Annotated in this window: 19 protein-coding genes; 9 read left to right on the top strand and 10 right to left on the bottom strand. The window is 37.2% G+C overall.

Annotated features, from left to right (window positions below; all coding sequences use genetic code 11):
- The first annotated feature begins 328 nt into the window (after window positions 1-328).
- Window positions 329-490, top strand: a complete 162-nt coding sequence (locus AB5M32_RS08740; protein ID WP_178287235.1) for a hypothetical protein — start codon at window positions 329-331, stop codon at window positions 488-490.
- Window positions 491-652: 162 nt separating this feature from the next.
- Here the strand turns inward: AB5M32_RS08740 and AB5M32_RS08735 are convergent, their stop codons facing one another.
- On the bottom strand, window positions 653-1,264 hold the full coding sequence (locus AB5M32_RS08735; protein WP_178287233.1) for a metallophosphoesterase: 612 nt from the start codon (window positions 1,262-1,264) through the stop codon (window positions 653-655).
- Between the two features lie 698 nt (window positions 1,265-1,962).
- Between AB5M32_RS08735 and AB5M32_RS08730 the strand changes: the two genes are divergently transcribed.
- Together AB5M32_RS08730 and AB5M32_RS08725 are read left to right on the top strand one after the other, a co-directional pair.
- Window positions 1,963-5,823, top strand: a complete 3,861-nt coding sequence (locus AB5M32_RS08730; RefSeq protein ID WP_178287231.1) for a bacterial Ig-like domain-containing protein — start codon at window positions 1,963-1,965, stop codon at window positions 5,821-5,823.
- 95 nt (window positions 5,824-5,918) lie between these two features.
- Window positions 5,919-6,695 carry a hypothetical protein gene (locus AB5M32_RS08725; RefSeq protein WP_010720815.1) on the top strand — a complete coding sequence of 259 codons (777 nt, stop codon included), beginning with the start codon at window positions 5,919-5,921 and terminating at the stop codon, window positions 6,693-6,695.
- Window positions 6,696-6,819: 124 nt separating this feature from the next.
- On the opposite strand, the gene AB5M32_RS08720 is transcribed toward AB5M32_RS08725, so the two are convergent.
- From AB5M32_RS08720 to AB5M32_RS08705, 4 genes are all read right to left on the bottom strand, one after another.
- Window positions 6,820-7,161 carry a DUF1831 domain-containing protein gene (locus AB5M32_RS08720; RefSeq protein ID WP_010720816.1) on the bottom strand — a complete coding sequence of 114 codons (342 nt, stop codon included), beginning with the start codon at window positions 7,159-7,161 and terminating at the stop codon, window positions 6,820-6,822.
- 75 nt (window positions 7,162-7,236) lie between these two features.
- On the bottom strand, window positions 7,237-8,367 hold the full coding sequence (locus tag AB5M32_RS08715; protein WP_063627518.1) for a cysteine desulfurase family protein: 1,131 nt from the start codon (window positions 8,365-8,367) through the stop codon (window positions 7,237-7,239).
- 176 nt (window positions 8,368-8,543) lie between these two features.
- Complete coding sequence (locus AB5M32_RS08710; RefSeq protein ID WP_010720818.1) at window positions 8,544-9,518, bottom strand: ribose-phosphate diphosphokinase; 975 nt, start codon at window positions 9,516-9,518, stop codon at window positions 8,544-8,546.
- Window positions 9,519-9,599: 81 nt separating this feature from the next.
- Window positions 9,600-10,448 carry a dihydrolipoamide dehydrogenase gene (locus tag AB5M32_RS08705; RefSeq protein WP_178287229.1) on the bottom strand — a complete coding sequence of 283 codons (849 nt, stop codon included), beginning with the start codon at window positions 10,446-10,448 and terminating at the stop codon, window positions 9,600-9,602.
- Between the two features lie 179 nt (window positions 10,449-10,627).
- Here AB5M32_RS08705 and AB5M32_RS08700 point away from each other — a divergent pair, with 179 nt between their 5' ends.
- From AB5M32_RS08700 to AB5M32_RS08685, 4 genes are all read left to right on the top strand, one after another.
- A complete protein-coding gene (locus AB5M32_RS08700) occupies window positions 10,628-12,535 on the top strand; it encodes a M13 family metallopeptidase (RefSeq protein WP_368024414.1) in 1,908 nt (635 codons plus the stop codon).
- A gap of 841 nt (window positions 12,536-13,376) precedes the next feature.
- Complete coding sequence (gene bioB / locus AB5M32_RS08695; RefSeq protein WP_178287225.1) at window positions 13,377-14,342, top strand: biotin synthase BioB; 966 nt, start codon at window positions 13,377-13,379, stop codon at window positions 14,340-14,342.
- A complete protein-coding gene (gene bioD / locus AB5M32_RS08690; protein WP_063627521.1) occupies window positions 14,332-15,009 on the top strand; it encodes a dethiobiotin synthase in 678 nt (225 codons plus the stop codon). The genes bioB and bioD overlap by 11 nt, the downstream gene beginning before the upstream one ends.
- Window positions 14,996-15,580, top strand: a complete 585-nt coding sequence (locus AB5M32_RS08685) for a biotin transporter BioY (RefSeq protein ID WP_010737130.1) — start codon at window positions 14,996-14,998, stop codon at window positions 15,578-15,580. The genes bioD and AB5M32_RS08685 overlap by 14 nt, the downstream gene beginning before the upstream one ends.
- Before the next feature lie 272 nt (window positions 15,581-15,852).
- On the opposite strand, the gene AB5M32_RS08680 is transcribed toward AB5M32_RS08685, so the two are convergent.
- From AB5M32_RS08680 to AB5M32_RS08665, 4 genes are read right to left on the bottom strand one after another with little or no spacing between them, the layout of a single operon-like run.
- Complete coding sequence (locus AB5M32_RS08680) at window positions 15,853-16,401, bottom strand: cysteine hydrolase family protein (protein ID WP_081128460.1); 549 nt, start codon at window positions 16,399-16,401, stop codon at window positions 15,853-15,855.
- A gap of 11 nt (window positions 16,402-16,412) precedes the next feature.
- Entirely contained in the window at window positions 16,413-17,105 is a 693-nt protein-coding gene (locus AB5M32_RS08675) for a 5'-methylthioadenosine/adenosylhomocysteine nucleosidase (RefSeq protein WP_010737128.1), read from the bottom strand.
- A 16-nt stretch (window positions 17,106-17,121) separates the two neighbouring features.
- Entirely contained in the window at window positions 17,122-17,406 is a 285-nt protein-coding gene (macP, locus tag AB5M32_RS08670; RefSeq protein ID WP_010720826.1) for a cell wall synthase accessory phosphoprotein MacP, read from the bottom strand.
- Window positions 17,407-17,418: 12 nt separating this feature from the next.
- Window positions 17,419-17,982 carry an NUDIX hydrolase gene (locus AB5M32_RS08665; protein WP_053766295.1) on the bottom strand — a complete coding sequence of 188 codons (564 nt, stop codon included), beginning with the start codon at window positions 17,980-17,982 and terminating at the stop codon, window positions 17,419-17,421.
- Between the two features lie 225 nt (window positions 17,983-18,207).
- Between AB5M32_RS08665 and AB5M32_RS08660 the strand changes: the two genes are divergently transcribed.
- Both AB5M32_RS08660 and AB5M32_RS08655 read left to right on the top strand, forming a co-directional pair.
- Entirely contained in the window at window positions 18,208-18,873 is a 666-nt protein-coding gene (locus tag AB5M32_RS08660) for a 5-bromo-4-chloroindolyl phosphate hydrolysis family protein (RefSeq protein ID WP_010737126.1), read from the top strand.
- Between the two features lie 169 nt (window positions 18,874-19,042).
- Window positions 19,043-20,230, top strand: coding sequence for a toxic anion resistance protein (locus AB5M32_RS08655; RefSeq protein ID WP_010720829.1), 1,188 nt, complete (start codon window positions 19,043-19,045; stop codon window positions 20,228-20,230).
- A 220-nt stretch (window positions 20,231-20,450) separates the two neighbouring features.
- On the opposite strand, the gene AB5M32_RS08650 is transcribed toward AB5M32_RS08655, so the two are convergent.
- Window positions 20,451-21,830, bottom strand: coding sequence for an APC family permease (locus AB5M32_RS08650; protein WP_010720830.1), 1,380 nt, complete (start codon window positions 21,828-21,830; stop codon window positions 20,451-20,453).
- Between the last annotated feature and the right edge of the window lie 23 nt (window positions 21,831-21,853).

Below are 21,853 nucleotides of genomic sequence, written 5' to 3'. Positions count from 1 at the left end.
ATCTAGATTCAGCAAAAAAGTTAATTTTTTTCAAAAAAACGTTATTTTAAATTAAATAAAAACTAAAATTTAATAACATATAAATATTATAATTATTGACTAAGTTTATTCCCCCTTCTATAACCCTCTAAATGAAATTTATAATAATCTATGATATTATTGTAAAAGAAAAACAACATCGCTCACAATTATGCTTTAATTTATTTCGTCCTAGCTGTTACCCCTTGTTTTACATCTTAATAAAAAAACATATATAATATAAATTTAAAGATATACAATTATTTTTAACTTGTTATTATTTTACCATAAAAACTTAAGTGAAATACCCGTGGAATTTGAATTCTTTTATATCGTCACCTGTTTATGGACACTTTCGTTTGCTGTCTCTGTCACTAATGACCATGTAGATACAACGACTAATGATCAGCTGACTCAATACAATTATTTTTCCAAAAATGAATATGCTCCCTTTGATCAAACTTTTGAATAAAAGCCAAATTACGATATCTGATTAACGGCAAAGAAAAAAACTTTCGTTACATTCGAACGATAGAAGTAACTCCAACGGAATTTAAAAAGCCTCTTAAGTTCGCCTTATCAGACGAACTTAAGAGCCTTATTTTTTATAGACTAGCAGAAGTATTTCATGCTCTTATTTTTGTTTCAGACGTGCTAATTCTTGTTGTTTAGCTTCGTAAATTTCTTCAATGTCATCTTCTGACAACGGTGTGCCAAAGGGTTGTTGCACTTTCAACAGTTCTCTTTCTGGCGCATCTACACCGACATTCACATCATTACCGATCGGTACACTATAATGATGAATATGTCCGTGAAGATTACGGATACTATCGTTTGGTCCCAGCAACATCGGATAATGAGTCAAATAGTATTGCTGATGATTGAATTTGATGATGGTTCCGACATCATAAAAATAAAACTTTTTTGAACCAACCTTGTTTCCTGGATCATGTTTTTCTAAATACCTGAAAAAAGCACGACTGTCATGATTTCCCTTGATTAAATGGATTGTCCCATTGAGTTGTTGCACCAGCTCCAGTATGTCTTGGCTACCTTTTTCATATTGTGGGTGCATCGCCAGATCGCCTAAGTGATACACATGATCGGTTTCTTTGACAACTTTATTCCAGCTATTGATTAGTTGCTGATTCATTTCTTCCACACTAGCAAATAAACGAGGGGCAAAATCATTTTTGCCTAATAAGTTTTTATGAAAAAAATGCATATCACTAATAAAAAAATTCATATTGACCCCTTCTTACTCCCTTTTCTTTTAGGGTAAACAATCTAAGACAAAGTTACAACTGTTTAGATTCCCACAGTCTCTCTCAAATCATACCAAACTAAACGATGTCTCTTACCGTATTTCCACTTCCCCCTCCACATTTTTTCAAAACGAATATTATTTCACCATCAAAACCTAATTATACAAAAGTTATTTTTAAATATTTATAAAATAACGAATAAACATAATAAGCACTCTATATAAAAGCCATTGTTAATTATTGTCAAAAAAACAATGTCACAATCAAAATATATTCAAAAACGCCTTTTAAAAACCTTAAATTTTGATATAACTATGTTCGATCTATCTATTTATTTATTCTTGTTATGCATAACAACCGACATAATAAAAAACATTTGTAACTATAAAATATAAGTAATTAAATCATTTTTATATGTTATTATATTGTTGAAATACCAAAGGAGGGGTGCTCTTGAATGTTTAGTGCGATAATCTTATAAAATCTTTCCCTATTGTCCTTGCAAGTTTAGTATTAAACGCTTATTTCTTTTTTAGACAACACCATTTTTCAACCAAAATCTAAGCGAAGGTACCATGTTTACTTTCTGTTTTTAGGACTAGAGTATGTTTTTTATAAGGTATCAATGATCAAAGAATAAAAATAAATAATACTTAATTGAGTATAAGGAGGAAAATTCATGAAAAAGTTACTCTTATCTTTACTGCCGCTTACGATGCTATTGAATCCTGCCAGCTCCGTCATTACACACGAGATGAATGAAGTCACTCTACCGCTTATTTCATATACCCAAAACAACAAACAGACACTTCAAGAAGTCAAAGACTCGAACAATCTAGAAACCAAAGTAGATGCGTTAAATTTAGCTAATGATTCTAAAGCAGCATTAGCTTGGAGCAATCGTCATTTTCCAACAGTTTTTAATGAAGACATTAAATTTATAACCGGTATCAACAAAAAATTACGAATAAAATACCTGAACAGATCTGAGTACTACCAACCACAGCAAAATATAAAACTTCTTGACGATCTGTTTCTCACACAAGCATCAGAAGATATTAATTTATACGCAAACTTTACACCGGATGATTTCGGAATCAATTCAGAGTATTTTATTAGCAATCCCGATAAAATCTATCAATCCATGTTAAAAAATAGCCGTTATGGTATTGACCATGGTTACCTTCTGGGCAGTTTGACTAAAAATAAACTGAATCTTGAAAATAATGAGTATATCCAGATGAAAATTACTGTACCTAAAGGAACGAAGATGATGAGGGTTGGAACGCTCTTAGACTCAAAATACGTATTACCAAGAGAAAGCACTTTGCATTATACCCTGTCCAATTTTAATCAAAAAGATAAGACTATCACCATCAATGCACTGTTGGTCGATCGAAGTGAACTTGAACATGAGACAACCGAGTTAGAAAATAAGTTGAACCACGAAATGAAATCGCTTTACAATACTCCTTCTAACCTTGTTAAGTTGACTCCACTAGGCTTAAATGCCGGACTCGTCCTTACAAACAGCATTCGCGTCATTTCACACACCTTGGATTCTTTAAGCTCGAATCATATTCTTACTGAGAATTTACTAGAAAAGGAAAAACTTCATTTTACAAATGGTTTATTCGTTCATACAGAAGCATTAGAGAAGTTAAACCAGTACTATCCAGCGGAACAATGGCAACAAGTTTTTGAACAGAACTATGACCTAAAACATTTGGGACTTACACAATCATGGGACGACGATAAAGGTTATTTTAGTGACAGTGACAGCGTGATTACTTTTTCTCATTACGAACCAACCGATAACTTACCTCAACTAGATGTAAATAAAACCTTATCATCTACAGTCATACACGAAATTTTTCATTACCTTATTGATTTAAAAGATAGATTTAAACATAAAGAACTTTTCAAAGATGATCCCATTGCTTTTGAGACTAAAATAAAACAGCTGAAAGAAGCTGAAATAAATGAATTAGTAGCATTGTTAAATAGTTCTTATGCAAAAAGTAATTGGGAAGAATTTATTTGTGAAGCTTTCGCAGCAAAGTTCAATCCTGACAAGGAAATAAGTAATCGTTTTAAACAGGAAGTTCCGAAAACAAATCGAATGTTAGATATTTTATTTGATGAAGCACCACCATCAGCGCCTAATCATTTAAAAACAATCGAAGTCGGTGGTAATTCTGCCACTTTAACCTTTGATCATTCTACAGATAATACTGGTGTTGAAAAGTATCAGATCTATAAAAATGGAGAACTTACTAAAACTGTACTTGCTCCAAAAGATGCAAATGATCTTTCCTATCCTGATCCTGGAAAACACTCACAAAATTTAAAAGTAACATTTGATGATCTTGAACAAGCAAAAGAATATGAGTTTTATGTTGTCGCAGTTGATGATGCGTGGAATGAATCTGAAAAAAGTTCTATACTAAAAGTAACAACACGTGACGTTGAACCACCAAAACTAACTGGACCTTTAACAGGGCAACCTTTAGTAAGCAGTGCCGCAAGGTTTAGCTGGCCTCCTCCAACAGATAATCAAAAAGTAAAAGAAGTACGGTTATACCGAAGACACTCCTCTTCATTACTAGTCGAATATACTCCGTCTTTCTTAACAACAAATGAAACATTTTTTATTGTTCCCGAAGGTACCAATTACTATACAGATTTCACCGTTGAAAAAGGGCAATCTTACACCTACTATATGACTGCTATTGATGAAGCTGGAAATGAGTCAGAACAAAGTAATCAAGTTATCATTCGAACAGAGGATAAGCATGATGAAAAGCAAAATGAAGATAGAGCAGAAAATATCACATCTTCTCAAGCAACACTTAATTGGTCTGGCCTTTTCGGCGGACTCAACGTATCAGGTTTTAATATCTTTGGTTGGTTTTCTGGTGGCGGAGGTTGGCTATTCGGTGGCATGACATCTGTCGCTGGGTCAGTAACGTCTTCTCTAGTCAATTTAACTTTAGGCATGTCGCATCACTTTGTTATCGTTCCTATAGATAGTCAAGGTAATCCGATCCATGCGGGAATACAGATCAGTGTAGACTCAGTTGATCGTTCCTCTATCCAAACCAAAAACAGTATCTTATATCAGGGGCAAGAATGGCGTAAAGAAGATAATTTCGTTCACGCAACAGATGAAGATGGTAAAGATATCCCATTCAAAGATGGGCGTATCACAACAAATGGAGCTCGTATTGATACCAGCAAGCCTGGAGTTTATGAGTTAACTTATACGTTTAAAGGAATTGCCAAAAGAACGGATTCCACTTTTACAGTTACGGTCAAAGAAGACAACTCCTCTATCCAAACTAAAAATAGTATCTTATATCAGGGACAAAAATGGCACCAAGAAGATAATTTCGTTCACGCAACGGATGAAGATGGAAATGAGATTTCCTTTGAAGACGAGCGGATTGTAACGAACAATGCTAGTGTTGATACAAATAAGCCAGGTATTTATGACTTAACCTACACATTTAAAGGAATTGCCAAAAATACGGATTCTCCTTTTTCAGTTACGGTCAAAGAAAATAAAACTTCCATCCATACGAAAGATACTGTCTTATACGTTGGGGAAGCTTGGACTAAAAAAGTCAATTTCCTTTCTGCTACTGATGCGGATGGAAAAACTGTTTCTTTCGATGACCCTAGGATTTCAGTAAACGGCACAGTCGATACTCACAAACCGGGTGACTACACCATTGTCTATCAATTTACTGATAAAGGTAAAACTGTAACTTCTACCACAAATGTTACAGTCAAGGAAGACTTGACTTCGATTAAAACAAAAGACAGTCGTCTCTACACTTTACAACAATGGACTAAAGCAGATAATCTTCTATACGCTACCGATGCTGACGGAAATGAAATTCCTGCAGATGATGAAAGAATTTTCATAAGCAGAGCCGCTAACACTGCTAAACCAGGCGTTTATGAAGTCATCTATTCGTTGCAAGGAAAATCAAAAACGTTCAAAGACACAGCGATAATCACAGTAGTAGAAGACCAAACGACCTTGGAGTTAAAAGATGTAACACTATATACAGGTCAAACATTCGATCCAAATTCTCCATTTAAAAACGTGACAGATAAAGATGGACAAAAGCTTGAAGCAAAAGATGTGGAAGAATACTATATTGATGAAATCAAAACAAAAGAGCTTGACACGTCTAAACCTGGGACACACACGATTAGAATCGCTTATTATGATGCAACAAATAATTGGAAATACAGTACCCGACAGCAAATCACGATTAAAGAAGACTTGTCTTCTATCGTTACAAAAGATAATGTCGTATTTGTAGGCGAAAAATGGAATAAACAAGATGCTTTTGTGAGTGCGACAGATGAAGACGGGAAATCAGTTCCTTACTCAAATGGACGCATCACAACGAATGGTGCTAAAATCGATACAAGCAAACCAGGTGTCTATCAATTGACTTACACCTTTAAAGGGCTCGTCAAAAGAACGGATTCTACTTTTACAGTTACTGTGAAAGAAAAGTGAACAAGCAAAGGAATCCAAACTTCATTATTAGTTAGTCAAAACCGACAGTACGTGTGAATCATGGTAAACTTAAGGAAAAACAGGAGGTATTGATTATGCCTATCAGCTTTCATACTACTCTGACTCCTTCAGCAATCGAGATTACGTTACCAAATGAACATGGGAAGATGACTATCACAAAAGAAAAACCAGCTCTACCTGATCATTCACTTTATCTATTTTTCAAAAACAAACAATGTATCGCAATCGGTCAAACCGTGGTACCTAAAAGTTGGGATCACATCGTATTGGTTCAACTTCCTTGGGATCTTGAAGCCAGTCATCTAAGCTACCTACTTCAAGAACAGGCAGAATCAACGGGATTGACAGTAGAAATCGATGATTCCGCAAAAGAAACGATCCCTCAAGTACAAGTCAAAAAGTTAGCGGAACCAGTCGAAGAAATCACAAAAATCTTGGCAGTATTTGGTTACTCTTTAGAAAAAAGCAGTCCTCAAAAGAAAAAGCCGGCAAAAGCAAGACATCGTTGGACGAAAGAAGTTAGTGAGATCCCTTTTACCGTTAATTTTAGAAACAGTCAGGCAACACTTTATTGGATCAGTAGAAATGAACTGTTGATCAAAAAGGGGGCTATACTATTAGCGGAAGCCCCTTTAAATAAAGACGGTTCCGTCAGTTATGCGGCAAAATATGGGGATAAATTACGTGATGATTATAAAGATAGCATTGTAGGAAATAAAACGAGCAAAGATATTATCGTCAAAAGCGTCAATGAAGCAAGTCTGTTACTCTACTTCGGTGGAACAAACAGCTGGTTAGAAATCATTGATGAAAATGGTAAATCCTTAGATGAGTGGACAAAAGTAGAATAGAGGAATGGTTATTCTCTAGCGATTGTCCCGTTTCAATAGATAGTAAAAAAGCAAAGAAATCAGCTTTACTAGCTGTTCTCTTTGCTTTTTTTACTGGCAACAATGATAGATACGTTCGACTTCCTTAGACTTTTTCAAATAATCCTCGGCTGATCATACCATCCATCAAAAAATAAAATTTATCTTGACTCATTTTTTGTCGGTCGTCTTTAAAAATATTGACTGCTTTCAATCCGTTAGCTGTCGTAATAGACATTTTTAGTGTTTGGATATCCTTTGAAACAGTGATTTTTAGTTTAAACCCTTCTTTGCTTTGTGGGGTTGCATCTAGCGGACGGATCAACTGATAGTTGCCGCCATTTGTTTCGGTAAATCCATTGTCTCTCAAAGTGTAGCGTTTTGCATCTGGATGTAAACGATAACTTGTTTTTGCTCCTAAAACTGTGGCTGTTTTTTCAAATGCCATGATTTTCACCTCGGTAAATTGATTTCTACTTTTATTATAAAAGTTTCTTGCATCATTTACTAGGTTTTTTCCAACTTAGATTGATTGGATCAATACATCAAGAAAACGTTGGACTTCTTCTTTGGTATTGCCGTAACCAAAACTGATTCGTATGGATTCTTTAAGGATTGGTGTATCTTTCCCATACATTGCCTCCAGCACATGCGAAGGTTCGATATTACCAGCTGTACATGCTGACCCAGTAGATATCGCAATCCCATTAAGATCCAACTTCATCAAAAGTAAGTCATTCGCAACACCAGGTAATCGAAGGTTTAACACATGTGGTAATTTGTTGTTTAAATCACCATTGACTTGATAAGAAATTCCTTCTTTTTCCAAGGTATTCAAAATCAATTCTTGGAATCCAGCATATTTTTCACTTCGAGCTTCACGTTCTTCGGCAGTTAAAAGTTTGACCGCTTGCGCCATTCCCCAAATACCTGCGAGATTTTCAGTACCTGCTCGCCGCTTTTCTTCCTGTTCTCCACCTAAAAGTAGTGAAGGAATATTTATGCCATCTTTTTTATATAAAAATCCTACGCCTTTTGGTCCATTGATTTTATGGGCAGAGATGCTAAGTAAATCCACACCTAACTCCCTTGGATGAATCGTCTGATTCCCATAAGCTTGAACTGCATCGGTATGAAAATAAGCAGGATGTTCCCGCAACCGTTCGCCGATTTCTTTGATTGGCATCAAATTCCCGATTTCATTATTCCCAAACATGATCGAGACTAAAATCGTTTCATCGCTTAATGCTTCATCAAAGTCAGTTAGTGAAATATTGCCTTTTTCATCTACTGGTAAATACGTGACTTCAAAGCCTTGTGTTTCCAGATATTTCATTGTATTCAAGACAGCAGGATGTTCGATAGCGGTAGTGATCAAATGATTCCCGTCTTTTTTTCGTGAAAAAGCCGTTTCAAGGATCGCTGTATTATCGCCTTCTGTCCCTCCACTATTAAAAATGATTTCATGATCATTGACTTGTAAACTATCAGCAATAAGTTGTCTTGCTGTTTCTAACTTTTCATGGGCAATTCGGCCGAAGCCATGGATACTCGAAGGATTCCCAAAGGTTTCTTGCATCATTGTGGTCATTTCTTGAATGACGTAGGGATGCATGGGCGTCGTCGCTGCATGATCCAAATAGATTTTTTCCAACTTCTTTCATCCCTTCCAAATAGAACTAGGCACATTCTAGCATAAAATAAGAAAGTTACCAAAGAAACAATCGCTAAACCAGGATAGTTTCCCAACTTTTAGAAAAAAATTCGTTCCACAATTCGTGCTACCACGATTGTCGAACGAATTTTATTTCATCACTTAACAAAAAATGATTAATCAAATACTTTTTCTTCTAGACGGAACAATGGACTCATTGGTGTATTTTCATGAATTCGTTTAACCGCTTCTCCCATCAGCTCTGAACAAGTAACAATCGTTAAATTGTTAGGATGACGTTCTTCTTGAGTAAATACAGAATCAGTGATGCAGATATCTTTAATCGGTGCATCATCTAAAATTTGTTTTGCAGGAACAGACAACAAGCCGTGTGAAGCACAAGCATAAACCTCTTTTGCTCCGTTTTCTTTCAAAACATTAGCAGCTCGAGCAAGCGTTGCACCAGTATTCAAGATGTCATCGACCATGATACATGTTTTTCCTTGGACATCGCCAATTACATATCCACTATTTTCATCTGCATCATCGGCGTGATCCACGATCGCCAATGTACTATTCAAATATTCAGAAAGACTTCTTGCACGTTGGACACCACTATTTTTTGGTGAAACGACAACAATATCGTCACCTGTTAAACCAAGTTCTCGGTAATAGTGAGCAAACAATGGCATTGTGAATAAGTTATCTACAGGGATATCAAAGAATCCTTGGACTTGAACTGTATGCAAATCCAATGTCAGCACACGAGTTGCGCCAGCTTCTTGGATCAAATTAGCAATCAATTTAGCTGTGATCGGTTCATGTGGTTTTGCTGTACGGTCTTGTCTGGCATAACCGTAATAAGGTAACACAACATTGATTGTTTTTGCACTGGCACGTTTCATCGCATCGATCATGATCAATAATTCCATATAATAATCATTAACTGGCTGATTGGTTGATTGCACGATATAAACATGATCCCCACGAATACTTTCTTCGATATTGATTGAGATCTCTCCATCACTAAATTGTTTTACGACACTTTTTCCTAGCTCCGTTCCAAACACCTTGGCAATTTTTTCTGCCAGTGGTCGATTCCCATTCAAGCTAAAGATTTTCAATGTGTCATCCTGATACTTTTTACTCATGTTGTCCTCCCTATTGTTCTCTCTTCTTCGATAGTTTAACATATTTTTTCAAGTTTTTCTGGTAATTTCTGTAAATAATTTTTAAGGCAGCGAAACAGTTCCATTACACCAACTAGCAGGAATCAATTGATCCGTGTTGCCCCAGTTGTCATGGACTTTGTAAAAGCGTTCTCCAGAAGAGGATTGATAATACGCATACGCAGTGACCCAATGATTGCCATAGGTACTCCCTAATACTTTCAAGACCCCTAAGATCACAGGTTTTCCTTGGCGAATCCGTTTAGTCGCTCGCTGCCAAGAACCAAGCATCGTACTTCTAGCAGACACTCGATTTCCTGTATGTTTTAAAAACTTCGTGATACCATGACTGACTTGACCGGGAACCGTCGGAAGTCCTAGCGGCTGGATCGCTTGGCGTAATGCTTCACTTAGTTGAGCATGGTCTTTCGTTCCTTTTTCACGTAACGTTGGAGAGAAAAACAATTCGTTTTGAAAATCTTGGTAATAAGCAATAAGGACAGTTGCAGCATAGGTCCCACAAAGATAGCCAGACGGTGTCCGCCAATTTTTATAGTTTAAAAACCGTTGTTCAGGCAATCCCACCCAGCAATCCAAAAGTTCTTGTCCGTTTTCCTTTGGCGCAATCAAAGCTTTTTCACGATCATCTGCAAGCCAACGAGAAATATTGGTGACTTCTGCTTCAGTCATCGGTACGAGTTGATAAGCTTTTCTTGCATCTGGGTAGGAGTGGCTCGCAGGACCGTATTCTATTGGTTGTTTGTTTTGATCTAGGATAACATAACTACCATCTTCAAAAATTAAAGCGTAACCCTTTTCTTCATCCTTCATCGCCAACTGTTCCACAGCGCTTAACCGTTTCTTGATACCATCTAGATTCCATTCGATTGATTGTTCAAATACAGTTTTCAAGAACGAATCACCTCCGTCTTTTTTATTATAAGTGAAATAAGGAGAAAAACAAATCAGATAGACTAGTTCTGCTGTGACTATGGCAAGACCACAACAAGTGCTTCTTTCCTCTTTCTATTTGTTTATTCGCTGTTTTTATATGATAATAGGAACATTAGATAAAAAGGAGCGATAACCGAATGAACAAAGAACTTATAAAGCAAGACTTTTTTGAAGCTGTGAATGAAGAATGGCTAAAAACAGCCAAGATCCCCGCTGATAAACCAGCCACTGGCGGTTTCCAGGACTTAGTTGACGGTATCGATGATCTTTTGATGACAGATATTGATCATATGCTGGCTGAACCTGATAAAGTCCAATCAGATATGATGCGTCACTTTCTTCATTTTTATCAATTAGCTAATGATTATGATCGAAGAAACCAGTTAGCTGCTAAACCGTTGCTTCCTTTAATTGAACGAATTGAAAAAATCGAATCTTTTGAAGACTTGAACCAACAATTTCCTACTTGGACATTGGATAGTTTACCTTTACCGTTTAGCTTAGATGTCGATGCGGATATGAAAAATGCACAAACAAACGCATTATTTGCTTATCCCCCTTCATTATTTTTACCTGACAAAACTTACTATACTGCAGAACATCCAAATGGTGCGCAACTATTAGGCGTTTTCTTTGATATGATGGTCCAACTCGTTGAATTAACCGGAAAAGAAAAAAGCCAAGCAGAGGCAATCGTTGAACAAGCCATCCAATTTGATCGATTAGTTGCGCCTCATGTTAAAAGTGCGGAAGAAAAAGCGGATTACAGCAAAATGTACAATCCCCGGTCATTTGACACCTTCATCCACTATACCGATAAACTGGATCTGGAAAAGTTGACAGTCGGATTGATTGGTACCACACCGGATAAAGTAATCGTGACGGATCCTGTTTATTTTGAACAGTTAGGCGAACTACTAACCACAGAACATTTTCAATTGATCAAAAGCTGGATGATCGTCCGAACGATTCGTTCGTTGAGTAGTTATCTATCAGAAGACTTTAGACAAATCAGCGGAATCTTCTCACGGACACTCTCTGGCACAGATGAAGCCATGCCGCAGAAAAAAGCTGCCTATTACTTAGCTTCAGGTCAATTTGACCAAGTCGTTGGCGATTATTATGGCAAAAAATACTTTGGTGAAGCGGCCAAAAAAGATGTTGAGCATATGATCGAAAAAATGATCTCTGTCTATAAAGATCGTTTAGAAAAAAACAACTGGTTAAGCGATACTACTCGAAAAAAAGCGATCATCAAATTAGATAAACTAGGAGTTCAGGTCGGCTATCCAGACCAAATCCCTGCGTTATATACGAAGTACCACACAGTGACACAAGAAGAAGGCGGAACCTTGCTTTCCAACGCTTTAGCCTTCAGCAAAATCGAATTGAAAGAACGTTTTGGTCGCTGGAATCAAACTGTTGATCGGACGGAATGGGAAATGAGTGCTGATACAGTCAACGCTTATTACCATCCTTTCAGAAATGTCATTGTTTTTCCAGCTGCTATTTTACAAGCACCATTTTATAGTTTAGAACAATCAAGTTCAGCAAACTACGGTGGGATCGGCGCTGTCATCGCCCATGAAATCTCTCATGCCTTCGATAATAATGGTGCCTTATTCGATGAATATGGTAATTTAAATAACTGGTGGACGGAAGAAGATCTAGCGCACTTCCAAGAAAAAGCCCAAGCAATGATCGAAGAATTTGATGGCTTATCATTTGCTGATGGTACTGTTAATGGTAAGCTTACTGTTTCAGAAAATATCGCAGATGCGGGCGGTCTAAGTTGTGCTTTAGAAGCAGCAAAAACCGAAGCAGATCACTCACTAGCAGACTTTTTCGTCAGCTGGGCGACGATTTGGCGGACAAAAGCAAAAAAAGAATACCAACAATTGTTGTTACAAATCGACGTTCATGCCCCTGCTAAATTACGTGCCAATATCCAACCCCAAAACTTGATGGAATTTTATGAAACATTCGCGATCACTGAAAAAGACGCGATGTATCTTCCACCTGAAAAACGAGTGCATATCTGGTAATACAGTTAAAAAACGCTCCAATGGCAATAAGAAAATTTTTTGAAACAACCTCTCATATAAAAAAATCGACTTATTTCAAGGAGCGATTGTTTGAACACTATTTTTCTCTTTACGAGGGACTGAGACAAAAGTTGTCTCAGTCTCTTCTAGTATCTCTAAAAACGAATAAACGGCGTTCAAGAAGCAACTCCTCAACAATAAGCCTGAATTTTTCAAAACATGAGGAGCTGTTTCAAAAAATTCTTTCTTATTGTCATCAGAGCTACCCGATGTTTTCACGACCTCTGATTCACGGTGTTCAAAGAGCTGACCTTCGGCGATAAGTCAAAAAATCTCAAAACATGGGAAGCTGTTTCGAGATTTCCATCCTTAATGCTCCTGCGATTACTCGTCGTAGTTTTTACTTGGTGAGCGCTCAGGTCAAAACACTCTTTTCACGACCTCTTGTTCACGGTGAGACAAAAGTAGCATCTTCGGAAAATTTGCCGAAATTTACCAAAAATTTGAGAAGCACCAAGTAGGTAACAATCAACATCAAAAACTAGTTTTTGTGTTTCTTGTCAATTTTCGGAAATTCCTTCTTATTTCTTGATGCTGAACACTTTTGTCTCAACCTCTCTTAATATTATCATTTACTTTTCTACCAAGCTCATTTTGACTACCCACAAACCAAATCCACTTAATAAAGAAAAATAAATCCTTCCATCTTCCTTCACTGTTCTCTAGTGTTATCTACTCTTTCCGACCATAAATAGTCATAAAACTGCATCATTTCATTTACCCCTTTATTTTCGTTAACCTTTGTAATAAAATTAGTTAACGAAAGTAAAGAGGTGTTTTTATGGAAAATCTATTCGAACCTTGTGTTCCGCTAACAAAAACAACATGTCTGGAGATACTAAAAGACAAAACTAATTTATGGGGGTATTATGCACGAGCCCTTCAGCTCAAAACAAACAAGTCACAAAATATCATCCGTCTGAATACATTGCTGAATGCTAAGAGCGGCTTGTGTAGAGAAGATTGTGGTTATTGTGCGCAATCAAAAAAAAGTTCTGCAACGATTGAAACATATGGATTATTACCCAAAAAAGAAATCATTCGTAAAGCGTTGATTGCTAAAAAGAATCATTCCAGTGTGTTTTGCATTGCGTTAAGCGGAACACGCCCATCAAAAAAAGAAATCCACCTTTTAGGTGAGGCAATTCAAACGATCAAAAGCATAATGTCGATTGAGATTTGTTTATCCATTGGCTTAGTTACTGAGGAACAAATTGATTATTTAAAATCGTGTGGAGTAGATCGATTGAATCATAATCTTAATACTAGTCGAGATAATTACCCCAACATCACAACAACCCATTCCTATGATGATCGGTTAGAAACATTAAACAAACTTCGTCAGCGCAAAATGAATATTTGCTCTGGTTTTATTTGTGGCATGGGAGAAACAGATGAACAATTAGTCGATCTGGCTTTTGACTTAAAAGATCAAGAGCCTTATTCCGTTCCAGTCAATTTTTTACTTCCAATTGCTGGAACAATGTTTGAGGAACACAATGAACTAACCCCTATGAAATGTTTAAAAATCCTAACCATGCTGAGGTTACTATTCCCCAGTACAGAACTTAGGGTAAGTGCAGGAAGAGAGTTTCATTTAGGTGAACTCCAGCCATTTGCTTTATTGATCGTGGATTCTATTTTTTTAGGCAATTATTTGACAGAGAAAGGAGCACCTATTTCTGAAGATCAAAAAATGCTTGATCGTTTAGGTTTAGTTGTGGCTGGTGTATGTGATGAAGAATAATTATATTATTTGCGGGATTCATACCGATTGTGGAAAATCAGTGATCAGTGTCTTACTCTATGAATATTTACGTGATCTGACAAATCAGGAACCGTTACTCGTGAAACCGATCCAAACAGGACCGTTTCCTGATACAGATTTTTATCAAGCATGCCATATTGAGAAACAAAATATTGTTCATTTCTATTCAATGTCATTAGAAGCTTCTCCACATATCGCTAGCAGAAAAGAGCATCAATGGATCGATCTACTTGTCTTGAAGGAAAAAGCACATGTTGTCTTGAAAAAAAATCGACCCACGATTTTTGAATTAGCAGGTGGTCTGCTTTCTCCCATTAATGACTCGCAAACCATGTTAGACATGATCAAACTTTTGCAATTACCGGTTATTCTCGTTTCGGATAATTATTTAGGTGCAATCAATCATACGTTGCTAACGACTAGTTTATTACAAAGCGAAAACATTCCAATAGCAGGTCTGGTTTTTAATTCAAGTAAAGCAAATGAAAAGAATGACATGGAAGATTTAAGCCAATGGATGACAGATAAGACAGGAATCACACAAATTGGCAAATTACCCTATTTAGAGGATTTAACTCATTGGTTAAAATCGAGAACAAAAAAAAGAGAACTTAGTAAGGAGTGGCATTTAAATGTATACAAATAGGCGAGATATCACCATGATGGCGATGATGATGGCATTATTGATCATCACAGCAAAACTAGTGATTCCGTTACCACTATTCGATTATTTATCTTTACAAATTATAACGATTTATCTGATTTATCCTTTATTAGGAACAAAATACGGGCTCATTGTCACATTCAGTTATTTGATCCTAGGGCTCATTGGATTACCGATTTTCGCTAGTGGCGGAGGTATTTTTTATATTTTTAAACCTAGTTTTGGCTTTCTACTATCTTTTGCAACTTTCCCACTGATTCAAGCTACACTGTCAAAATTGTTCTGGCGCAGAAAATGGCTCCCATTAAAAAAAATCCTGATCATTAACTATTCAGGATTACTTTATCTCTATTTAATCGGTCTGTTGTATAAATGCTTGATTTTATTCTTTTACCTTAAAGAAACGAATGTTCTTTACAGTGTGCTAGCAGTTTCCACATTGATTGATTTAAGTTGCGATATCTTACTTGTGTTCGTAGCTAGTTTGCTTACCTATAAGTTATTGCCACTCATTCATAAGCACAAACTAGCAAACCAACTCTTTATCTCCTAATAAAAGCCGCTATTTCAGCGATTGGAAAAGAATCGAACCATCGGCTTAAAATGGATACTGATTGATTGACTTAAAAAATCTTACAAAATTATGAAAGAAAATAAACCGAAGAAATTCGAAAATAGATAAACTATGTTCGAATCCTTCGGTTTATTTTTCCGTATTGACTTACTCTATCGTACGACAGACGTACGACAGAATATACAACAGAACGATCTGGTTACTTCATGAACCAGTTAGGCCCACAAATCATTAACAAGCTTATTATATATTTACTTGATCAACGTTGCCCCGAGGACTGTTTCAAAATGACGTAGTGCCCAGTCATGACCGACTGGATCAAAGCTAGCTACAGCATCTTCAAAAATAAACAGTTGATAGCCTAAATTATATGCATCAACAGCTGTGTGCAACACACAAATGTCCGTACATACGCCAGTCAAATAGAGTTCAGTGATCCCCCGCTCACGGAGCCGAATATCTAGATCTGTTCCACTAAAAGCAGAGTAATGCCGCTTATCAATCCAATAGACATTGGCTTGTTCTTGAGCTCTTTCGTAAACAGCTTGTAGCGAACCATAAAGGGCACGACCATTGGTGCCAATCACGTTATGCGGAGGAAATAGTTTATTTTCAGGATGGAAGTTATCCGATGGGTCATGCGCATCAATCGCAAACACCACAAAGTCTCCCTCTTCGATAAACTTTTTCGTGTGAGTCGTCACTGCTTGTTCAATCACTTGCCCAGCTTTACCTGTCGTTAATTTCCCGTCATCTGCCACAAAATCATACGTGTAATCAATCGAGATCAATGCTTTCATTAATGGGCTCCTTATACAAGATGTTTGACAAATTCGATTACCATCTCAGCAGAACGTTTCCCTGCATCTTCAATAAACTCATCAAAGGTTTGTGTCGCTGCATGATCAGCAGTATCACTCATCGCACGAACGATCAAGAAAGGAATATTGAACTGACGAGCCGTTTGTCCAACAGCCGCTCCTTCCATTTCACAAGCCAACGCATCTGGAAAGTTTGTTAAAATCTCTTCTACTTTTTCGGAAGAATCAACAAACGTATCTCCAGTAACGATCAAGCCTTCTTTCACATTCAGATCTATCGCTTTGGCTGCTCTTGCCATCTCTGTGCGAAGATACGTACTTGCTTCATAATAAAGCGGCATCCCTGGTATTTGTCCTGGCTTATAGCCAAATCCGGTTGCATCTGCATCGAAATAAGCTACTTTATCAGAGATTACGATATCGCCTACTTGTAGCCCTTGTCCGATACCACCCGCTGAACCTGTATTGATGACCATATTTACACCATATTGTTGGATCAATAAACTAGTCGTGACTGATGCCAAAACTTTACCGATCCCTGAACGAACCACAATCACTTCATGTCTTCCTAAAGAGCCTGAAATGAACAATGCTCCTGCTCGTTCCCATGACAAGGGTTCACTTAGCTTTTCTCTTAAAATTTTGATTTCTTCTTCCATTGCACCGATAATACCGATTTTCATAGCTTTTTCCTTCTTTCTAAATAAATGCGACCGCAAAAAATACGACACACAATAATAGAATAACAATAATCAAGGATTTCATCAAAAATGAATTCCACTTCGTCGTTTTTTCACGTTCACCGATTCTTGTTTTTGTGATAGGTTTGTTCCGTTTTTGTTCCTTTCGATAAAAACTAGCAATTTTCTTTTCTTCTTGCTGATAAGCAGCCTCTTCTTTTCTTTGCCGTTTTAATGACTCTTGGGCTTGCGCCTGCTGTCGTTTACGTAATTCACTTCTCGTAATCAGCGGTCCTTTAGCCATCAGCCGATCCCTCTACTTTCCTTTAATCAATAGCTCCCAATATTGGATCGCATACATGGTTTTCGCATCACAGATCAGTTGATCATCTATTGCTTGTTTAGCTTCTGCGAAAGTCAGTGCATATAATTCAAGCACCTCATCTTCATCTTGAGCCAACGGATTCTCTACTTTCTGTAAATCAATCGCATGATAAATATGCATGATCTCATTTGCAAATCCTGGTGAAAGATACATAGATGAAACATGTTTGAGCTTTCCTGCCCGATACCCAGTCTCTTCTTCCAGTTCTCTTGCAGCGGTACGTTCCGGTGTTTGGCTTTCTTCTGGATCGATTTTCCCAGCAGGGATCTCCAAAATCACTTTTTCTAATGGTTTCCGAAACTGTTTCACTAATAATAAACGATTCTGATCATCAAATGCGATGATCCCTACACCACCCGGATGAAACACTAATTCACGTTTGGCAAGTTTCCCATCTGGCAGGCGGACGTCATCTACTGCAACATCGATGATCGCTCCGTGATAGATTTCTTTTCGTTCGATCGTTTTTTCTTCAAATTGCTCATATTCAAGCATCTTTCTCCCACTTTCTTTGTAATAATACCCGCTTTTCGTTTACTTTTCAATTTTTCTAGAGTTTTCTTTTAGTTTACCATAACTAAACCTTAGAAATTCTCTAAATCTACAAAATCCTCCTTTAGTCCCATACTCTTTCTTAGGTTGAGTGTGCTAAAATAAGGGTGGAAATGAGAACAACGCTTCATTACTTAAAATGGATGGAATATATATGGAGGGCTTATTATGCGAAAATTAAATTGGCGATGGATCTTAGGTCTATTGTTGGTGTTTCTTTTGATTCGTCAAGGTCACTTTTCTTTAGTAACAGTCATTTTGATTATCGGCGCAGCTTTAGTGATTTGGGGAATCTTTGGCTCTGGCAAGAAAAAATCAGCAAAAAATGAAATGCCCGATTTATCTGATGAACTTGAATCACATTATACAAAAAGCGGGATGACACCTAGTGAGATTACTTTCTTTAGACAGACAATGAATCAAACGAAAGTCGAAATTGAACAATTGCAACAAAACATGCAACAAACAGCCAAACTAAAAGCTGTCGATCTTCGTCACGATACAGTGAAGGCGGCCAAAGCACTCTTCAAAGCATTGGTGAAAGAGCCCAACCGATTACACGAAGCAAGTCAATTTCTTTATACTCACTTACCAAACTTAGTCGATTTGACCAATAAATATATTGAGATCAACGACCATGAAATCAAAAACAAACAGACTTATGAAAAGTTAGAAGAAAGTTCACAAATCATTGATCAACTAGCACATCTGATCGCTCAAGACTATCAACAATTTGTCTCTGAAGATTTAGATGATCTAGATGTAGAAATATCAGTTGCGAAACAAAGCTTAAAACGAGAGAATCTATCTGATGATAACAATCAATCTCAATGATCGGTTAATAGAATCATAAAGGAGTGTTTTGTTTCTTAGACACTCCTTTTGCTTATCCTTTCTTTTGTTTATCCTTTATAATAGATGAATAAGATGAACAACTGTTTTTTTACAAAAATGATAACATTGAACCTATCGCATCACATTGAACCACGAGGAGGAGTTTTAAATGGATAATAAACCTAAAGAGGTAACACCTGTAAATGACACGTTAGATGATTTGTTAAATAATCCGTTCTCTACCCCAACAGATAAATTAACCCAAACACAACAGTCAGAAATCAATGCTTTGCAAGAACAACAAACCGCTGCACGCTTGATTGATAAACTACCTGCTGAACGACAAGAGCAAGCCAAAGAGCTAGCAGCTAAAATCGATGTTTCAGATGCACAGTCGGTGATCAGCTACGGTTCTGCTGCTCAAACGAAGTTAAGTGAATTTTCACAATCCATGTTAAATCATGTACAGGCACAAGATATTGGTCCTGTCGGAGATTCATTGACTGAATTGATGTATCGTCTGCAAGAAGCAAATCCTGATGAATTACGAGCTGGCGAAGGCAATATTTTCCAACGGATGTTTGGCAAAGTAAAACAATCGATCTATGAAGTGACTGCAAAATATCAAAAGATCGGTGCCCAAATCGATAAAATCTCTGTTAAACTAGAAAAAGAAAAAGACGGGCTTTTAAAGGACAATTTGATGCTCGAACAACTCTATCAAAAAAACAAAGATTATTTTGATGCACTGAATATTTATATCGCAGCTGGCGAATTGAAGATGGAAGAACTTCAAACAACGATCATTCCTAAAGCAATGAAAAAAGCCGAAGAAACAGGCGATCAAATGGATGTTCAAATTGCAAATGATTATACTCAATTTCTAGATCGTTTAGACAAACGAACCCATGATTTACGTTTGGCAAGACAGATCACTATCCAGCAAGCACCACAGATCCGTTTAATCCAAAATACTAACCAAGCGTTAGCAGAAAAAATCCAAGCATCAATCGCAACAGCGATCCCTCTATGGAAAAACCAAGTCGTGATCGCCTTGACGTTACTTCGCCAAAAAGATGCGGTAACTGCCCAACGTCAAGTTTCTGAGACAACTAATGACCTTTTGAAGAAAAATTCAGAAATGTTGAAAATCTCTGCTATTGAAACAGCAAAAGAAAATGAACGTGGGATCGTTGATATTGAAACCTTACAAACAACTCAAAATGATTTGATCGAAACGATCCAAGAAACATTACGCATCCAAAAAGAAGGAAAAGAAAAGCGTCGTCATGCAGAAGTCGAACTTGGTCATATGGAAGACGACTTGAAACAAAAATTACTCGATTTAACACAATAAGAATGATCTATATGGATCAATCAAAAAAGCTCTAGATTTTTGATGTTGGTGAAATTCGCCAACATCTTTTTTATGCTTTAAAAGGATAGAAAAGACACCCCGAAATCCTTCAAAATGAATTTGGCTAACCAATTCATCGAAGGACTCAAGATGTCTTACACTCGTCTTATCAAATTACGCTATAGGTTCTAAACCCAGGTCGTTTAGAAAGAACGAATCATCAATTTTGTTGATTCATTTTACTATGTTGGTACCCATAACCAAAGTAAATCACTAATCCAATCGCCATCACGATACCGAAGACGATCCATGTGACTGGTTGTAAACGAAGCATTAATACCAAGCATGTACCGATAGATATGATCGGTAATATCGGTACAAATGGCACTTTAAATTCACCGGCTTTTGGTTTACCAAACATTTTTCTTAGTTTAAGTAATCCTAAGCTGACTAACATCAAATAGGTCAACGCCATGATGTTTGTTAGTTCAGCGAGAATATTCAATGGGAAGAAACCAGCGAAAAATAAAGCCGCTACCCCAGCTACAAAAGTCGCCTTTCTAGGCGTCCGATGCTTTTCATCGATCTCTGTCATAAATTTAGGTAAAAGACCGTCTTTACTTACAGCAAACAATAACCGAGCTAGCGAATACATCATAGAAATCGTTACGGTCAAGAGCGTCAAAATGGCACCGACTGCAATCACAGCTCCGATTGTTCCATGACCAACGTAACGCATCGCAAAGGCAACTGGGTCACTGACCCCTAATTCAGTAAACGGAACAATCCCCGTTAAAATCAAGGTAACTACGATGTATAAAGCTGTGGCAATCAAGATCGAACCAATGATCCCTCGAGGAACGTCTTTTTGTGGCTCTTTCACTTCTTCGGCTGCCATTGCAACTGAATCAAATCCCAAGAAAGCGAAGAAGACTAGAGCTGCTCCATCTAAAACGCCTGAAAAACCAAATGGTGTAAATGGTTGCCAGTTTTCAGGTTTTACAAAGAAAATCCCTACAACGATAAATAATGCAATAATACCGAATTTCACAAAAACCATGATATTATTCAATCTTAATGCTTTTTTGGCTTCTAAAGAAACGATGTATGTCACAAATATGACAACGAACACTGCGATCAAATCGACATAGGTGCCATTGTCAGGATTATAACCACTGGTCAAGGCTTGTGGTAAATGGACTCCAAATCCTTCCAAGAACCCTTGAACATAACCAGACCAGCCGGAAGCAACCGACGAAACTGCTAATAGAAATTCGCCAATCAACAACCAACCTGTTAACCAGGCGGCAAATTCACCAAAAACAACATAAAGATACGCATACGGGCCACCAATGACTGGCACACGTGAGGCAAACTCAGCAAAGCTTAACCCCGATAAAATGACAACGATTGCAGCTAAAACGAATGAAAGTGACAGTGCTGGACCCGCATTTTGATTGGCCGCAACCCCTGTCACTACAAATATTCCTGTGCCGATAATTGCGCCAATTCCAAGCATAATTAAATCGGACGTTTTCAGATCTTTCTTCATCCCACTTGTGTGGTTGAGATTGATTTCTTTCTTACGAAACAAATCCATGGCAGTACCTCCCTATTTTAGGT

Source organism: Enterococcus sp. C57, assembly GCF_040887305.1.
Classification (GTDB): domain Bacteria; phylum Bacillota; class Bacilli; order Lactobacillales; family Enterococcaceae; genus Enterococcus_B; species Enterococcus_B hirae.
Note: the sequence above shows the minus strand (reverse complement) of the source record. Positions and strands in the feature narration are given on the sequence as shown.